The organism is Gilvimarinus algae, from assembly GCF_030518215.1.
In the GTDB taxonomy this organism is placed as follows: domain Bacteria; phylum Pseudomonadota; class Gammaproteobacteria; order Pseudomonadales; family Cellvibrionaceae; genus Gilvimarinus; species Gilvimarinus algae.
In genome coordinates, this window is sequence record NZ_JAULRT010000060.1 from 106,461 (window position 1) to 122,644 (window position 16,184).

Here is a 16,184-nt window from a genome sequence, read left to right on the forward strand (position 1 = left end):
CCGATCAGATAAGAGGTTCATAGAGACTAATGACAGACCAGCGTATTCGCAAACTGCTGATTGTTGGGGGCGGAACAGCCGGCTGGATGGCCGCCGCCGCTATGGCACGGGTGCTAAAAAATCAGTACTGCGAGATCCAGCTTATTGAATCCGACAATATTGGCACGGTCGGGGTGGGTGAAGCCACTATTCCTCAAATCCAGCTGTTCAACCAAATGCTCGGCTTGGACGAAAACGAGTTTCTTCGTAAAACGCATGGAACTTTCAAACTCGGTATTCAGTTTGTCAATTGGGGGCACATTGGAGAAAAGTACCTCCACGCATTCGGTGGCGTCGGCAAAGATATGGAAGGCGTGTCCTTTTACCACTATTGGCTAAAAATGTATCAGGCCGGGAAGGCGCCGGATATTGACCAATATACCCTCAATTGCCTGGCCGCCGAACAGGGCCGTTTTATGCGCCCCGTGGATGCGGGTAACTCACCTCTGTCTGACATCGCTTATGCGTTTCATTTTGACGCAACCCTCTACGCTATGTTCTTGCGTGACTACGCAACTCAGCGTGGAGTGCGTCGGCGCGAGGGAAAAATAGTCGACGTAACGCTGAACCCCGACAGTGGCTTTATAGATTCTGTCTCTCTGGATGACGGCGACACCATTGACGCCGACTTGTTTATCGATTGCTCCGGTTTTAGAGGCCTTCTCATCGAGCAGGCACTCAACACAGGCTACGAGGACTGGACCCACTGGCTACCTTGCGACCGTGCTGTGGCTGTGCCCTGTGCCAAAGCGGGTGATCCGGTTCCCTATACCCGGTCAACCGCACACAAAGCGGGCTGGCAGTGGCGCATCCCTCTGCAGCATCGCACGGGCAATGGGCATGTGTACTCCAGCCAGTACATCAGTGATGACGAGGCTACCGCCGTGCTTTTGGACAATATTGATGGCGAGCCTCTGGCCGAGCCGAAATTGTTGAGCTTTACCACCGGCAAGCGAAAGCGTTTCTGGAATAAAAACTGTGTTGCTCTCGGGCTGGCAGGTGGGTTTATGGAGCCACTGGAGTCTACCAGTATCCACTTGGTGCAATCGGGAATAGCGAAGCTCATGAGCTTGTTTCCCAATCGCCACTTTGACCGCGAAGACATCGATGAGTACAACCGGCAGGTAAATTTCGAGTACGATCGTATAAGGGATTTTCTGATCGCCCACTATTGCATTACAAGGCGGGACGATTCACCCTTCTGGAACTATTGCAGGACTATGGACATTCCGAAGACATTGACGCAAAAAATCGAGCAGTTCAAAAAGAACGGGCGCATTTTTCGCACCAACGAAGAATTGTTTAACGATCTAAGCTGGCTTGAGGTCATGCACGGCCAGGGGCTGCGCCCCCGTGGCTATCACCCCATCGTGGATACGCTTTCACCGCAGGACATCGCCCAGCGCCTTGAAGGCATTCGGCAAGTTATTCAGCGTTCTGTAGAGTATATGCCCATGCATCAAGCGTTTATCGATGAACATTGCAAGATGGATGCTTAGGGCGGCGACGCCGCCCTAAGGCTTTACAAGCCGCAAGGCGAGGGTAGAGCAGGGCTCGTTGCGGGAACCCGGTCGATAAAATATTGCCTGTCGGCCCTGAGTGCATCAACTGCTTCGTTCACCTGTTGTGTACTCAAGGCAACGCCAGCGTGATGGTAAACCCAGTCTATGTCTTCCTGGTATTCGCGAAGCTCTGGTGAGTCAACCGGCCCCTGGGACCCGTCGGCACCCTCGGGCATAAACCAGAGATTAAAATTGATGGACATCGGTGATTCAGGGTAGACCTTGTCGGAGTGCTCTGAGAAAAACTCGCCGTCGACGTAGTAGCGAACTCGGTTGTCTTTTACGGTAAACACCAGTGTGCGCCAGCCTGCGTAGCTGCCCTCGACCCGTGTGTATTCGTTGACCTTGGTCCAGGGCTCCAGTTGGAATGTCTCCCACGTGGTGGTCCACATGGCCGGTTTGTCTGGTGAGCCCCAGCCGCCATTGGGTAGGTACTCAAAATCCGTCTCGCTGTAATTTTTGTCCATTGGCGCCTCCAGCGGACTGATAGCGTAGAAGGTTTCAATCACTTCATCGCCGTCGGGGCCAAAGCTGGGTTCATCGCGAAAAAAGATACGCGCGGCATAGGTGCCTTCGCGGTACTTGCGAGCGTGGCAAATCTGGGTGTGGCGAGTATTGGCTGCCGTGCCGTCGGTTACAGAACTCATTCTGATCACGCCATTATCGGCTCCGGCGATATCCTCAGGAAAAGACAGGCCAATCGCCGACCAGCTGGCCCCGGCAATCCCAGGGTGACCGGTTTCGGTTCGTGCCTTCCAGCCGTTTTGATAAAACGCGCCGAGTGTCTGATAGTGAAAATCGTCAAAGAAAACGGGCGTGTGAGTGTCGGCCGATGCGGATAAGCCGGTCGCAGCCATAAGCAAGGCTGAGCTTGTCAGGAGAGATTTTTTTATCATTGTAACCTCAAGGGTTATGAAAATTGTGAGCCTATTGTCGGAATGATTTGACAACGTTGTCAAACGAAATACCTTAGTTTAACCGACACTAACAAAGATTTACTCTTGCGGCCTGCGGTCATTTTTCTGGATGCGCCACATGGTCAAAAGGACTTTTTAATCGATGCCATTATTCGAACAAGCAAAGCTTCACCGGTTGGCCCGGGTGAGACAAGCCACAAAGTCGCTCCCCTCAGGCCACGCTGGGCTTTGTAAGATTGGCTAGGTGAGGGCGCGGAGCTGTTGGTTGAGCCTGTCTTCGATGCGGCGCTTTTCCTGTAAGTAGTGAATCAACTGTAGACCCGTTTCCGGGGCGATAACATCGGCGCAGGCGGTCAGGTCGAGGTCGCTGATATGACAGTGGTAGTGCTCACGTGAAGCTCGTTGGCTGTGAATGTATCTGGCAGCAGCGGTGAACGGATCGCCGTTGTCGGGGTGATACATTTTTTCGTCGCAGTAAAGGGTGTAGCGAATGGCGAAGCTGACATCGGGCTCGGCAATTACTTTAATGTCAGTCTGATCAAAAAAGCGAGGCTCGGGAAGCTGCTGATGCGGCTCGGCGAGGTAGCCTTTTGCACTTTTGATCAACTTGCTGACTTTTAATGTAGTGCTGCCGGTCAGTGTGTTGTAGTGACCAAGTGCGAAGGCTTCACCCTGAGAAGAGAGTCTGGCATTAACCGCTTCAATAAAATGCACAATGCTGGCCGGAAATGCACTGGCGCTTAGGTGTTGGGCGCGCAACTGAACGATAGCGCCACTGACATCCACGTAGGTGTATATGACTTCACCATTGAGGTGTTCGTAAAATAAATGATTGCTCTGGCCGCTGGCGTATTCAATGATTGTGCGCAGGGCGCTGTTTGGCAGCGCGCGCGAGTCGAGCACTAGGGGCCTATCGAGCCGCTGCGGCGTCTCCAGATAATTCATCAGTGCCGCTTCGTCTTCCAATCGGGTCATCTGCGGGGAGCCTTGCTGAAACTGCAGTATGTAGTATTGTCGGTGGGTTTCAATCAGATAGCGCGCGTTAGCATTGCTCTGCTCGCCATAAAAGCACTGGCAAATGTTGTCAAAGAGCTCCTTCAAACGACCTTCAATCAGGCTGCCAAACTGCTGATCGGGGCAGACAATGCTCAGCTCGGGCGGTGTGTCGATCAGGTGTGGCGGAGCGAAGCGCAGATAACCCAATAGCAGTTCCACCAGTGCATTTTTTTGCAGGTGCCGAACAATCAGCTCGTGCCAGGTATTCATATAGGCCATATCGGCCAGTTGAATAAGGTTGTCGTGTAGACCGCTGTAACTCAGCGCATCGGATTGTTCGCTAAGAAGTTGCAGCCCCTGCTGATCGAGGTCGTCATAGGGTTTGAGGGCTAGATTAATAACCAACAGTACCCGGTTGACGCGGGCCGGCTGCAAAAAATCCTCGTGGCCTGGTGCTTCCGCTGGATCGGGCAGCCACTGCCGGGTTTTTGCGATCAGTTGGCGCTTCTCCGACTCCGCTGGCTCTCCCGTCATGATCATATCCAGCTGGCTGTGTGGCTCCAATACTGAATTAAAAATTGACCAGAGCAGTAAATCAAACAGAAACGCGGATTGCCGGAGCAGTTGATCGCTGGTGGTAATGCCTGCCTGTGTGCGGCGACAGCGCAGTAGCTGCCAGCTTTGGCGCTGGTCGTCCGGCGCTCGAATGGTGAGAAAGGCTTCGCTGACATCCGAGGAAATACCCGGATTAATGCGTTCAATCTTACCGGATTTTTTCTCAAAGGCCGCGTGCAGCTTGCGCCCGAGAATGCTCAGCTCCTCAGAGCTGATGCTGGCATCCTGAAAGGATCGGTGTGAGAGGCCGCCGAGTAATCGATAACTTTTGCTCAGTTCTCGAATCAGACGTTCGCGCTCGCCAATCACCTGATTGGCTTTCCAGAGTGTGTGCGCGTCGAGTCGCAAAAGGTAGCTGTTGTCCCAGCCCCACATCTCTACCAGTTCTTCCAACAGCCTTCTCTGCCAGGATTTTCCTCGCCCTCCAGGTGGGCGTGTCAGCGGTTTTGCGACTTTAAAATAGAGGCAGCGGCGCGCCAGTTCAAGCCGCTCCGGAGCCTGGCGTTGCTCGAGGTAGCGTTCGATGCGCCGGTAGATCAGTAGGTAGCTGTCCTGCCGGTCAGGATCAGCGCCCTGTGTTTGCACCAGCTCCTTAAAATCCAGTGCCAAGGGCCTGGGGTTTTCCTCCAGGGCGTAGGATTCGAGCAGCATCAATTTGAGTACAGACTTATGCGGTGCGTTAATGCCTTTGTACAATTGCCAGATGCCCGCACCCAAATATTCCTCCATGGGAATATGGGTGATCGGGCCAAAGTCGACGATGTCCTGGCGGCGTACAAAACGCTTGTGCAGTAGCTGTGAGGTGAAGCTATCGTAATGCGGCTCTTCGTGTGCCGGCACCAGCCACCACAGGGGCGTTTTGCCGGCCAACCAGATGGCGCTGCGATAGAACTCATCGAGCAGTAAATGTTGCTGGGCGCTGCCGCTACTCTCGGCGTTGAGTGAATTGCGATGGTCGCTGCTATCGCCTTCACCGCAGACCAGAAAGCAGTGGGCTTCCAGATTCAGTTCTCGCTCGGCCCACTGGCTGATGCCTTCGCATTTTTGTTCCAGCTGCCGCAGACGCTTTGAGTCGATGCCGCTCTTGTGACACACCCAGACATCAAAGTCGCTGCGCTCACTGTGAGCGATAGTGCCGACACTACCCATTAGAAACACCGCGTCAATATTCAGCTCGCGTTGGTGGTAGTCCTTCTTTAGCTCAAAGCTGCGCGCGATCATTTTGGCAGCGCTCAGCTCCAGGGTGTTGGGTTTAAAGTAAGCAATACCGGCAGGCGTTTCTGCACCGTTGTAACCCGGCAGCATTGGGTGGTTGGTGTGCAGCAGTAGCGGCAAAACATCGAGAAACAACTGCTGGCGTATACTGATGGCGGCGCGGGTTCGCTCGAGGCGTGTGGCGTTCAGCTGCAGAAAACGCTGCTTGAGCTGTTTCAGCTGCTTGCGATCGACACCTTCATCGGGATGAAATCTGGATAAGTCAGACATCAGAGGGTTGCGGAATTGTGCGGCCACCCATCAGGTCAGAGAGCGTTTGGTAAAGTTCCACCGGTTTGATGGGCTTGCTGATGTACTCGTTCATGCCGGCATCCAGGCAGCTCTGACGATCGCCGGACATGGCTTGTGCCGTAACGGCGACAATGGGCAGTGCGGAAAATTCCTCCATGGCGCGTATCTGGCGTGTTGCAGCAATACCGTCGAGCACCGGCATTTCGATGTCCATCAGCACAGCATCAAAGCGCGTATGGCCGCTGCGTAAAATGTCCAGCGCCTGTTCACCGTTTTCGGCACTGGTGACAATAATGCCTTTTTTCCGCATCATGCCGCGAGCCACCTGCTGATTGACAATATTGTCCTCCACCAGGAGCACATGTGCGCCTTTGAGATTGGCAAAATCGTTGGAGCTTGGTGTGTCGTCGGAGAGACACTCTGGCAGCGCCCGGCAAATGGCGTCAAACAGGCGCGACTCACTCACTGGCTTGCTGAGAAAATCATCCACATAGCGCGAGTCCTGATGATCTGAAAAAATTTCATCGCGCTGGAAGGAGGACACCAGAAAAATCTTTGGCTTGTGCTCAAGATCAGAGGCCGTCTTAATCTCTCGCGCGGCCTCGAGCCCACTCTTAAGCGGCATCTTGTAGTCGAGCAGCAGCAAATCGTAGGGGCGTGCCTGCTGCTCGGCCTGACGGATTTTCGCCAGCGCGCTGTGAGCATCGCGCGCTGTGTCAACATGGTCAATCAGTTTGCCGGCGGACTTTGCCAGAATGTCCAGTGCCAGTTGATTGTCGTCCACTACCAGCAGTCGCAGGGAGCGACAGCTGTGGTTACAGCTTTTGATGCGCTGTGCGCCAATTTGGCTGGTTTCCACTTCGGCGGTAAAGGCAAAGGTCGCGCCCTTGCCAGGCTCGCTGTCGATGCTTAGGTGGCCGTTCATCAGCCCCACCAGCAGCTTGCAAATTTGCAGGCCAAAGCCCGACGCGCTTCTGCCGCCGGTGTGCGGTTTGCGCGACAGGTCACTGCGCAGGGTGGCCAGTGCTTCGGGCGACAGTCCGCGGCCAAAATCAATTATGCTGAATTGCAGCGTCAGCCGCTCGCTGCGTTTTTTTAAAGTGCTGGCTTTGACGACGACTTCATCGCTCTGCGAGTACTGCAATGCGTTAGTGACCAAGTGGCTGATGATATGACTGAGGCGGGTAGCATCACCGCGCATGAACCGCGGCACATCGTCGGCAATGTCAAAGATAATACTGACGGGCTTGTGCAGCGAACTGCTCTCAAACATACGCGAGAGCCGTTCGAACAACTGCTCGAGGTCAAAGTGACTGCGCTCGAGAATAATATTGCCGCTTTCGAGCTTGGCGTAATCGAACACTTGATTGACAGTCTGCAGCAGTGAGTTGGCGGCGCTGTGAATGCTGTTCAGGTAACTCTGTTGCAAATCGTCCAGCGCCGTGTCCTGCAGCAGGTGGCTGAGCCCGATAATGGCGTTCATGGGGGTGCGAATCTCGTGGCTCATACTCGCGAGAAACTTGCTTTTGGTTTGGCTGGCGGCCTCGGCTTCGGCTCTGGCGTCTTCCAGTGCCGCCTTGTTGCGCACTGACTCGGTAATGTCGGTGTTGGTGCCGACACAGCGTGTGGGCCGGCCCTGTTCGTCGCGCTCGACGAAAATGCAGCGGCAATAGGTCCAGACCACCTGGCCATCGCGGTGGATCAGGCGGTGCTCCAGCGACAAGTGATCGCGCTCATTGGCGATGGCTCCGGCAAACTCGGTCATGACCTCTTGCAGGTCGTCGGGGTGAATAAAGTAGTGCTTGAGGGTGTCGAGGGTGCCGGGCAGGCGCTCGTAGTCGTAGCCGAGCATGCGCAGGTAGCCGCGACTGAAATAGATTTTGTCCTGGTTGAGATTCCAGTCCCAGAGCCCGTCGCGGGAGGCTTCCATGGCGTAGCGGAAGCGGCGGTCGCGCTCGCGCAGCTGGTGCAGCAGGGCGCCGCGTTCATAGGCCTCCCACATGAGAGCGCTGGCCCGCCGGGCAAGACTTGTGAGCTCTCCCTCGGGCGCCGGGCCGGCGGCAATCAGCAACACAGCGCTGGTGCGCCCGCGCACGGCAACCGGAATGAGAGTGCGTCCGTCCGCCAGGGTCAGGCTCTGGCCGGCCAGCAGCGCCGAACGTTGGCGTTCATCGGTCGCGGGCGGGTCTATATCGTCGGTAGCGGCAATGGGCGACCAGTGCTCGACACTGGCGTCGGTGGACCAGAGGCCGAGCGAGGGGCAGCCCAGCTGAGTGGCCAGCAGTTGCAGGCTGGTAAGAATGTCTTCCGGGCACGCCTCCCCGAGCAGCAGCTCAAAGTGCCCCTGCAGGGCGTTCTCGCTTACGGTAATCGGAGGCGCAGTTGAGCCGGAACGCTTGGCGGATGCTGCAAGCGCCTGTTCCAATTCTCTGATACGCGCCTCTAGTGCGGCTGTATCCTTAGCCTGATTCGCCATTGCGTTACTGCTCCTGAGGGCGGAGTAGCCGGGGTTTTCCTATCATAGTAGAAACTGGCGACAAATCCAGTAGCTAGCGCGAAACAAAGCGGATTTAGCGGGAGGGAGAGCGAGCCCCGCAGGCCGGGGCTCAATAGAGGCATTAAAGCTGTAGGCGGGCGCGGTTGACGGCGGCTTTTACCTGCTCGGGGGCGGTGCCGCCTATGTGGTTGCGTGCGGCGACCGAGCCTTCCAGAGTGAGTACGTCAAAGACGTCGTCGCCAATGGTATCGGAGAACTGCTGCAACTCGCCAAGGCTCATCTCGGAGAGGTCTTTACCGGTCTGAATGCCGTAGGCCACAGACTTACCCACCACCTCGTGGGCGTCGCGAAACGGCATGCCCTTGCGCACCAAATAGTCCGCCAGATCGGTGGCGGTGGAAAAGCCGCGCCGCGCCGCTTCGTACATGCTGTCTTTGCGGGCCGTAATGGCCGGCACCATGTCGGCAAAGGCACGCAGGCAGTCTTTGACGGTATCGATGGCGTCAAACAGCGGCTCTTTATCCTCCTGATTGTCTTTGTTGTAGGCCAAAGGCTGGGATTTCATCAGCGTTAACAGGCTGATCAGGTGGCCGTTAACGCGGCCGGTTTTGCCGCGCACCAGCTCCGGCACATCCGGGTTTTTCTTCTGCGGCATAATCGATGAGCCGGTGCAGAAGCGATCGGGTAGGTCGATAAAGTTGAACTGGGCGCTGGTCCAGAGCACCAGCTCTTCACTGGCGCGCGACAGGTGTGTCAGCAAAATGCTGGCAAAGGCGCAAAACTCAATGGCAAAGTCCCGGTCCGATACCGAGTCCAGGCTGTTGGCCGTGGGGCGGTCAAAACCCAGCAGCTCGGCGGTCATGGCGCGGTCGATCGGGTAGGTGGTACCGGCCAGCGCTGCAGCGCCCAATGGCGATTGGTTCAGCCTTGCCCGGCAGTCGGCCAGGCGTCCGGCGTCGCGAGTGAGCATTTCAAACCAGGCCAGTAGATGGTGGCCAAAGGTCACTGGCTGGGCGGTTTGCAGGTGGGTAAAGCCTGGCATGATTGTCTCGGCCTCGCGCTCGGCGACATCGAGAATACCGGTTTGCAGGCGCTTGAGCTCGGCGGCAATGATGTCGATTTCATCGCGCAGATACAGGCGGATGTCCGTGGCCACCTGGTCGTTGCGCGAGCGGCCAGTGTGCAGCTTTTTGCCGGTGATGCCGATTTTGGCGGTGAGCGCCGCCTCGATGTTCATGTGAACATCTTCCAGACTCACTGACCAATTGAACTGGCCAGCGTCGATATCGGCGCGTATCTGCTCGAGCCCGGTGACGATCTGCTGTTTTTCATCAGCGGTGAGCACGCCGACTTTTTCCAGCATTGTGGCGTGGGCAATGGAACCGTTAATGTCGTGGTGATACAGTCGCCAGTCAAAGCCAATGGAGGCGGTAAAACGCTCCACGAAGGCATCGGTCGCTTCAGAAAAGCGCCCACCCCAAGGTTTGGCGGTCTGATCGTTATCGCTCATAGTGTCTCTCGTAGCCAGTGTGGGCAGCGGCAGCACGCAAATACACGGCAGCCGGATGCCGTTAGAATAAAGTGGCGGCATTATAGCCAATAACGACAGGGGCAGTAAGGGAACCATGAGGCAAGCCGGACCAGAAGACAGCACTGAGCACATCGCCAGCGGGCCGCCGCGAGCGAGCCTGTTGCCCAACCTGTGCTCGGTTAACGCGCTCTTTTTACTGGTGGTGGTCGCCGAGCTTCTGGCTGTGCTCCTGGTAGTGACGGATCAGGGCTTGGCCGGACTCAGTTGGGTGCAGCTCGGCTTGGTGTCGTTTTTGGTGCAGTGGGTTGTGCTCGCCTGCGCCGCCGTACTTTGTTTCTTGCGCCCCTACCTGCTGCGCTTTAGCCCCATGGTCGCCGGCGTATTCAGTTACCTGCTGGTGTTGTTGTGCACCGCCTTGTTCTCGGTGGCCGGCCAGTGGTTTCTCAAGGGCCTGGGGCGCGGCTTTATCGACTGGTGGCAGGTCGCTACCCATCTGGTCATTGCCGCAATATTGGCGGGCATTCTTCTACGCTACCTCTACCTGCAGCAGCAGCTCTACTGGCAGCAGCAGGCTGAGCTGCGGGCGCGCATCCAAGCCTTGCAGTCGCGCATAGAGCCGCACTTTCTTTTTAACAGCATGAACAGTATCGCCAGCCTGATTGCCGTGGAGCCGGATTTGGCCGAGCGGCAGGTGGAGGATTTGAGCGATCTGCTTAGAGCGGCGCTGGCCGAATCGGCGCTGGTCAGCGCCGAGCGCGAATTGGAACTGTGCCGCAGCTATACTCATATTGAACAGGCCCGCCTCGGCGAGCGTTTGCAGGTGATCTGGCAGGTGGGGGCTATCCCCCCCAGGGCCGTCTTGCCAAGCCTAGTGTTGCAGCCCTTGGTGGAAAACGCTATCTATCATGGTGTGGAGCCAAGCGCGCGCGGCGGGCAGGTGCGCCTCAGTGCTCACTGCGATGAAAAAACACTGACCATTCAGATCGACAATACACTGCCGGAAGCGCCTCAGCCGTCCCGGCGCCGGGGCAACCGCATGGCGCTGGACAATGTGCGCCACCGTTTGGCGGCCCACTTTGGCAGTGATTGCACGCTGGCGTTTGATCGCAGTGAAGACAGCTTTACCGTTAAAATTACCCTGGCACTCACCGCCTGCGAGCGGGCCAGAAAAAACGAAAGTGAACGCTGACATGTTGGAAGTACTGATTGTTGACGACGAACCTCTCGCCCGCGCGCGTCTGGAGCGAATGATCGGCGAGCTTGAGGGCTACCGCGTGAGCGCCGATGCCGCCGGCGCCGAGCAGGCGATGAAAGCGATTGCCGAGGTGGACCCGGATATCGTCCTGCTGGATATTCACATGCCGGGGGACGACGGCTTGACACTGGCGCGCCGGCTGGGGGAGATGGACGATCCACCGGCGGTGATTTTTTGCACGGCGTTTGATGAACACGCCCTGGACGCTTTTGGTACCACTGCCGTCGGTTATCTGCTCAAGCCTGTGCGCAAAGAGCAGTTGGCAGCGGCGCTGGAAAAGGCGGGGCGGGTCAATAAAATCCAGCGCTCCGCTACCCATGCAGGCCCTGCGCGCAGCAGCATCACCGCCAAAACCCATCGCGGTTTTGAGCGCATCCCTGTGGAGAATATTCGCTTTTTCCTCGCCGACCAAAAGTACGTCACTGTCTACCACACCGGCGGCCAGCATTTGTTGGACAACACCCTGAAAGAACTCGAGGAAGAGTTCGGCGAGCAAATGGTGCGCGTGCACCGCAACGCCCTGGTCGCGGTGCGACACATAGAGGCGCTGGAGCGCTGCGCCGAGGGCGGTTATCGCGTTCGTCTGGCCGGTATTGCCGACACGCCCATGGTCAGTCGTCGTCACGCCAGTGCAGTGAAGGCATTGCTGCAGAGGCTTTAGCCCCAACCCTTTGTTATCATGTAGCCCTTTTGGGCCAGAGAGCTGTCGCGCACCGTCTGAGGCCAGCGGCTCGCCCCCCGTTTTTATCCAGAGAGCACTATGAGCCAAGCGACTTCCCGCACCATACGTATCGCCACCCGCAAGAGCCTGTTGGCACTGTGGCAGGCCGAGTACGTCAAACAGCAACTGCAGCATCACCACCCGGACATCGCGGTCGAGCTGGTGCCGCTCAAAAGCAAAGGCGACAAGATTCTCGACGTGCCCCTGGCAAAGGTCGGCGGCAAGGGCCTGTTTGTCAAAGAGTTGGAGCAGGCCATGCTCGATGGCAGCGCCGACATCGCCGTGCATTCCATGAAAGACGTACCCATGGAGTTTCCCGAGGGGTTGGGCTTGCCGGTGATCTGCGAGCGCGAAGACCCGCGCGATGCGTTTGTCAGCAACCGTTACACCACTATTGACGACATGCCCGCCGGCTCGGTGGTGGGCACATCCAGTCTGCGGCGCCAGTGCCAGGTGCTCGCCAGCCGGCCGGATTTGCACGTCAAATTTTTGCGCGGCAATGTACAGACGCGCCTGCAAAAACTGGATAATGGCGACTATGACGGGATCATCCTCGCCAGTGCCGGGTTGATACGCCTGGAGCTTGAAGCGCGTATAGCCAGCCACCTGACGCCCGAGCAATCACTGCCAGCGGGCGGTCAGGGTGCCGTCGGCATCGAGTGTCGTACCGACGATACCGAACTGCAGGCTTTGCTGGCGCCCCTGCACCACCCGGCCACCGCCGAGCGGGTACAGGCCGAGCGCGCTATGAACCGGCGGCTCGAAGGCGGCTGCCAGGTGCCTATCGCCTGCTACGCCGAGCATGTGGACGAGGGCCTGTGGCTGCGCGGTCTGGTGGGCTCAGTCGACGGGACGAGTATCTTGTTCGACGAGATTCGCGGGCCGGTGGCCGAGGCCGAAGCCATGGGGGTCCAGTTGGCCGAGCGCCTTCTGGCCGCCGGCGCCGACCGCATTCTGGCCGAGGTGTACGGCCGCGAGGTGCAATGAGCGCGGCCCGTGTGTTGATCACCCGCCCCGAGCCCATGGCGAGTCGCTGGCAGCAGTGGCTTGCCAAAGGCGGTATCCAGGCGCAGGTGATTCCCTGCATGGCCATAGAACCCTTAACCGATGAAGACTCGGTTCAGGCCATTAAAAACCGGGTATTGGCGTTTGATCACTACCAAAAGGCGATTTTTATCAGCCGCAACGCCGCCTCTGAGGCGCTTAAGTGGCTGGAAGACTACTGGCCCCAGTGGCCGGTGGGCGTGGGCATTTACGCCGTCGGCGAGGCCACCGCCGGCGAACTGACCAAGGCGGGATTGGCGGTGAATGCGCTGGGCAGCGCGCGCGGCGCCATGAACAGCGAAACCCTGCTGGCCGAGCCCGACCTGCAATCCGTCGCCGGAGAGCGTATTGTTATTTTCAAGGGCCAGGGTGGGCGCGAGACCCTGGCGCGCACCCTGACCGAACGCGGCGCCCGGGTGGATCACTGCGAGCTATACCGCCGGGCGATTCCGCGGGGGGCCGAGGCCTCTTTGCGCCGCTGGTTGGCAAGCAGTAGCGGACAAGCATTGATCATCGCTCACAGCGGTGAGAGCCTGGCGAATCTGTGTCTGCTGGCGCGCCAGGGCGGGTGCGAGAGCGCCCTTTTGCGCCATCCGCTGCTGGTGCCGGGCGAACGGGTCGCTGAGCTGGCGAAAGTGCAAGGGTTTGAACGCATAGCCGTGGCGCTGAATGCCGGTGACGAGGCTATGCTAGAGCAGATAAAACGCTATCAGGCCGAGCAATAATCACGATCAAGGCGGTGCGACACCGCAGGCGGGAGAAGACCAAGTATGGCTGACACTTCAGACACATCCACCGATCTGGCGCTGAGCGAGCAGGAGCCGCCAGCGCCAAAAGACAGCGAAAAGCCACCGGCCGACAAGCCCAAAGCCAAGTCGGGCGGCGGCCTATTGGCGGCCTTCTGCCTGTTTTTACTGGTGGCTCTGGCGGGCGTGGGCGGCTGGTACGGTTGGCAAATGTGGCAGCAACTGCAAGCCTTGCAGGGTCAGCTGAGTGCTGGCGATGCTGAACCGGCAGCGCCGTTTGATCCGGCACCGCTGGAGCGGCAGCTCGCCGAGCTCTACGAACAAATCAACGAGCTGCGCACCGGCGTGCGAGAGCTTGGCAATGCTCAGCCGGCCATTGACGTGGACCTGATTGACAATATGGCGCGCGAGCTGGCCTCGGTGCAAAACCGCCTAGAGTCGCTTTCCGACACCACCCGCGATGATTGGAAACTGGCGGAGGCGGCCTTTTTGCTGCGCCTGGCCAACCAGAAGGTTTTGGTTGAGCACAACAGCGCCGAGGCCCTGGCGCTGACCCGCGCCGCCGATGACATCTTGAAGGGGCAGGATGACCCCAACCTCTTCGCCATCCGTCAGATGCTCGCCCGCGAAATGACCGAGCTGAAAATGATTGAGCCAGTAGACCGCGAAGGCGTCTACGCTCGCCTGCAAAGCGTGATTGACGAGGTGGCTGACCTGCCGCTGCTGGAGTCCTTCGAACGCGACTTACCCGAGGCGTCGGCGGGCGAGGCCCCGAGTGCCGAAGGCGGCTGGGAGACGGTCAAGGCCAGTTTGTTGCACGGCGCCCGCACCCTGGGCAGCCTGATTCGCGTGCGCGATCACGACGAGAGCATTGCACCGCTGATGGCCCCCGAGGAGCAGTGGTTTTTGCGTCAGAACCTGAGACTTATGCTCGAGCAAGCGCAGAGCGCGCTGCTGCGCGAAGAGCCGCGGCTCTACCACCAGAGCCTGGCCAAGGCTGAGCAGTGGCTCGGCGATCATTTTGCCCTCAACCCGCAAACACAGGCGCTGCTCGACACCCTGGGTGAGCTGCAACAGGTACAGGTAGAAGTGGAGCTGCCGGATATCAGTGAGGCGCACAATCTCTTGCGTCAGTATCTGGAGCGGCTGCATCAGGTCGAGGCGGGGGATCGCTCATGAAACGACGGCTGATCCTGCTATTGGTGTTTATGCTGGCAGGCGCGCTGCTCTATCAATTGATGCGCAGCGACAGCGGCTATGTGCTGCTGGCCTACGGTGCCACCACGGTTGAAATGAGCCTCTGGACCGGTCTCGCTCTCTGGCTGCTGGGCTTTGTCATCTTCTATTTTCTGTGGCGCCTATTTCGCGGCGGGCGCAAGGTGGGCAAGTTGTTGACCGGCGAGCGCCGCCTCTCGCCCCGGGCCCAGAGCCGCACCATGGCTGCGCTGGTGGACTTTATCGAGGGCAACTGGCAGGTGGCCCGCAAGCAACTGGTCAAAAGCGCCGGAAAGTCGGTGAACCCACTGGTCAATTATCTCGCCGCCGCGCGCTGTTCATACGAGCTCGGGGATTTTCCCGGCGCGCTCGATCTTCTGCACAAGGCCGAGAAAAGCCGCGGCAGCAGTGAGTTGGCCGTCGCCCTGACGCAGGCGCGCATGCAGCTTGGCAGCAAGCGGTTCGAGCAGTGCCTGGCCACCTTAAAGCGCATCAAACGCCTGGCGCCCGAGCATCCGGTGGTGTTGGATTTGCTCGCGGACGTCTACTGGGCACTGGATGATATCGATGCGCTGGAAGAGCTATTACCCGCTTTGCGCGAGCTGAACGTGCGCTCCGGCGAGGGCCTGAAAAAACTGCAGATAGACGTTTACCTGCGTCAGTTACAGCTGGTGGAAAAGCGCCATCAAAAACAACCTGACGCCGCCGCCTGCAAGCAGGCGCTGGATGACATCTGGGCGCGCATTCCTGCCTCGCTGCACAAAGAGCCGGAGCTGATGGCCGGCTTTGCCGCCGCGCTGCACCGGCTCGGCTGCGACGAGCAGGCCGAACCGCTGCTGACCCAGGCGCTGCAAAAGCACTGGCAGGATGAGTGGGTGGCACTCTACGGTCTGGTACAGGGCAGTGACCCCAAAACGCAGCTGAAGATCGCTAACACCTGGCTGCGCCAGCACGACGCAGACGCCACGCTCCTGGCAACCCTTGGGCGGTTATGTGTGCGCAACCAGTTGTGGGGCAAGGCGCGGGATTATTTCAGCGAGTCGCTCGATATGCTGCCCGCCGCTGATGTCTATGCCGACCTCGCCCGTCTGCTCGATCAACTTGGTGAGTCCGAAGCCAGTGCCCGCTGCTATCGCGAGGGGCTGGAGCACGCCGCGCGCGAGCGCCAGGCGCGAGTGCAGACTCTGTGAGTGCACCGCTGGACAATTTGCTGGCGCAGATACCTGAAGCTCTGCCCCGCGAGTTAAGCGATACACTCTTGGCGGTCTCGGGTGTGCGCATCGAGCGCATTGTCTCCCACGGCCATGCCAGCGAGCCCGGTTTTTGGTATGAACAGAGTGAGCATGAGTGGGTGGTTCTGCTGAGCGGCGGTGCGGTGTTGCGCTGGGAGGATGGGCGCGAACGGGCGCTCGCGCCGGGGGATTTTGTCTTTATTCCGGCCGGTGAGCGCCACCGGGTAGAGGGCACACTAGCCGATGAGCACTCGGTGTGGCTGGCGGTGTTTATCCCGACCAATGAGCCTGCACAGCTCTAAACGACT

General features: G+C 58.5%; 12 protein-coding genes. 8 read left to right on the forward strand and 4 right to left on the reverse strand.

Going from position 1 to position 16,184, the window contains the following annotated elements; genetic code table 11:
* Nucleotides 1-29: 29 nt before the first annotated feature.
* Nucleotides 30-1,538 (forward strand): tryptophan halogenase family protein, encoded by a 1,509-nt coding sequence (locus QWI16_RS13110; protein WP_302713823.1) that lies wholly within the window; start codon nucleotides 30-32, stop codon nucleotides 1,536-1,538.
* A gap of 23 nt (nucleotides 1,539-1,561) precedes the next feature.
* Here QWI16_RS13110 and QWI16_RS13115 read toward each other — a convergent pair whose 3' ends face one another.
* The 4 genes from QWI16_RS13115 to argH form a co-directional block, all read right to left on the reverse strand.
* Nucleotides 1,562-2,497, reverse strand: coding sequence for a glycoside hydrolase family 16 protein (locus QWI16_RS13115; RefSeq protein ID WP_302713825.1), 936 nt, complete (start codon nucleotides 2,495-2,497; stop codon nucleotides 1,562-1,564).
* A 261-nt stretch (nucleotides 2,498-2,758) separates the two neighbouring features.
* On the reverse strand, nucleotides 2,759-5,614 hold the full coding sequence (locus tag QWI16_RS13120; protein ID WP_302713827.1) for a class I adenylate cyclase: 2,856 nt from the start codon (nucleotides 5,612-5,614) through the stop codon (nucleotides 2,759-2,761).
* Nucleotides 5,607-8,111, reverse strand: coding sequence for a PAS domain-containing hybrid sensor histidine kinase/response regulator (locus QWI16_RS13125; protein ID WP_302713829.1), 2,505 nt, complete (start codon nucleotides 8,109-8,111; stop codon nucleotides 5,607-5,609). Before QWI16_RS13125 ends, QWI16_RS13120 begins: the two co-directional genes overlap by 8 nt.
* A 142-nt stretch (nucleotides 8,112-8,253) precedes the next feature.
* Nucleotides 8,254-9,642 carry an argininosuccinate lyase gene (gene argH / locus QWI16_RS13130; RefSeq protein WP_302713831.1) on the reverse strand — a complete coding sequence of 463 codons (1,389 nt, stop codon included), beginning with the start codon at nucleotides 9,640-9,642 and terminating at the stop codon, nucleotides 8,254-8,256.
* Nucleotides 9,643-9,757: 115 nt separating this feature from the next.
* Between argH and QWI16_RS13135 the strand changes: the two genes are divergently transcribed.
* The 7 genes from QWI16_RS13135 (at nucleotide 9,758) to QWI16_RS13165 (ending at nucleotide 16,178) form a co-directional block, all read left to right on the forward strand.
* Nucleotides 9,758-10,852 (forward strand): sensor histidine kinase, encoded by a 1,095-nt coding sequence (locus QWI16_RS13135; protein ID WP_302713832.1) that lies wholly within the window; start codon nucleotides 9,758-9,760, stop codon nucleotides 10,850-10,852.
* Between the two features lie 4 nt (nucleotides 10,853-10,856).
* Nucleotides 10,857-11,579, forward strand: a complete 723-nt coding sequence (locus QWI16_RS13140; protein ID WP_302714202.1) for a LytR/AlgR family response regulator transcription factor — start codon at nucleotides 10,857-10,859, stop codon at nucleotides 11,577-11,579.
* Between the two features lie 99 nt (nucleotides 11,580-11,678).
* Nucleotides 11,679-12,626 carry a hydroxymethylbilane synthase gene (hemC, locus tag QWI16_RS13145; protein WP_302713834.1) on the forward strand — a complete coding sequence of 316 codons (948 nt, stop codon included), beginning with the start codon at nucleotides 11,679-11,681 and terminating at the stop codon, nucleotides 12,624-12,626.
* Nucleotides 12,623-13,408, forward strand: a complete 786-nt coding sequence (locus QWI16_RS13150; RefSeq protein ID WP_302713836.1) for a uroporphyrinogen-III synthase — start codon at nucleotides 12,623-12,625, stop codon at nucleotides 13,406-13,408. Before hemC ends, QWI16_RS13150 begins: the two co-directional genes overlap by 4 nt.
* 45 nt (nucleotides 13,409-13,453) lie before the next feature.
* Nucleotides 13,454-14,608 carry a uroporphyrinogen-III C-methyltransferase gene (locus QWI16_RS13155; RefSeq protein ID WP_302713838.1) on the forward strand — a complete coding sequence of 385 codons (1,155 nt, stop codon included), beginning with the start codon at nucleotides 13,454-13,456 and terminating at the stop codon, nucleotides 14,606-14,608.
* Entirely contained in the window at nucleotides 14,605-15,834 is a 1,230-nt protein-coding gene (locus tag QWI16_RS13160; protein ID WP_302713840.1) for a heme biosynthesis HemY N-terminal domain-containing protein, read from the forward strand. The genes QWI16_RS13155 and QWI16_RS13160 overlap by 4 nt, the downstream gene beginning before the upstream one ends.
* Nucleotides 15,831-16,178, forward strand: a complete 348-nt coding sequence (locus tag QWI16_RS13165; RefSeq protein ID WP_302713842.1) for a cupin domain-containing protein — start codon at nucleotides 15,831-15,833, stop codon at nucleotides 16,176-16,178. The genes QWI16_RS13160 and QWI16_RS13165 overlap by 4 nt, the downstream gene beginning before the upstream one ends.
* The last annotated feature ends 6 nt before the right edge of the window (nucleotides 16,179-16,184 follow it).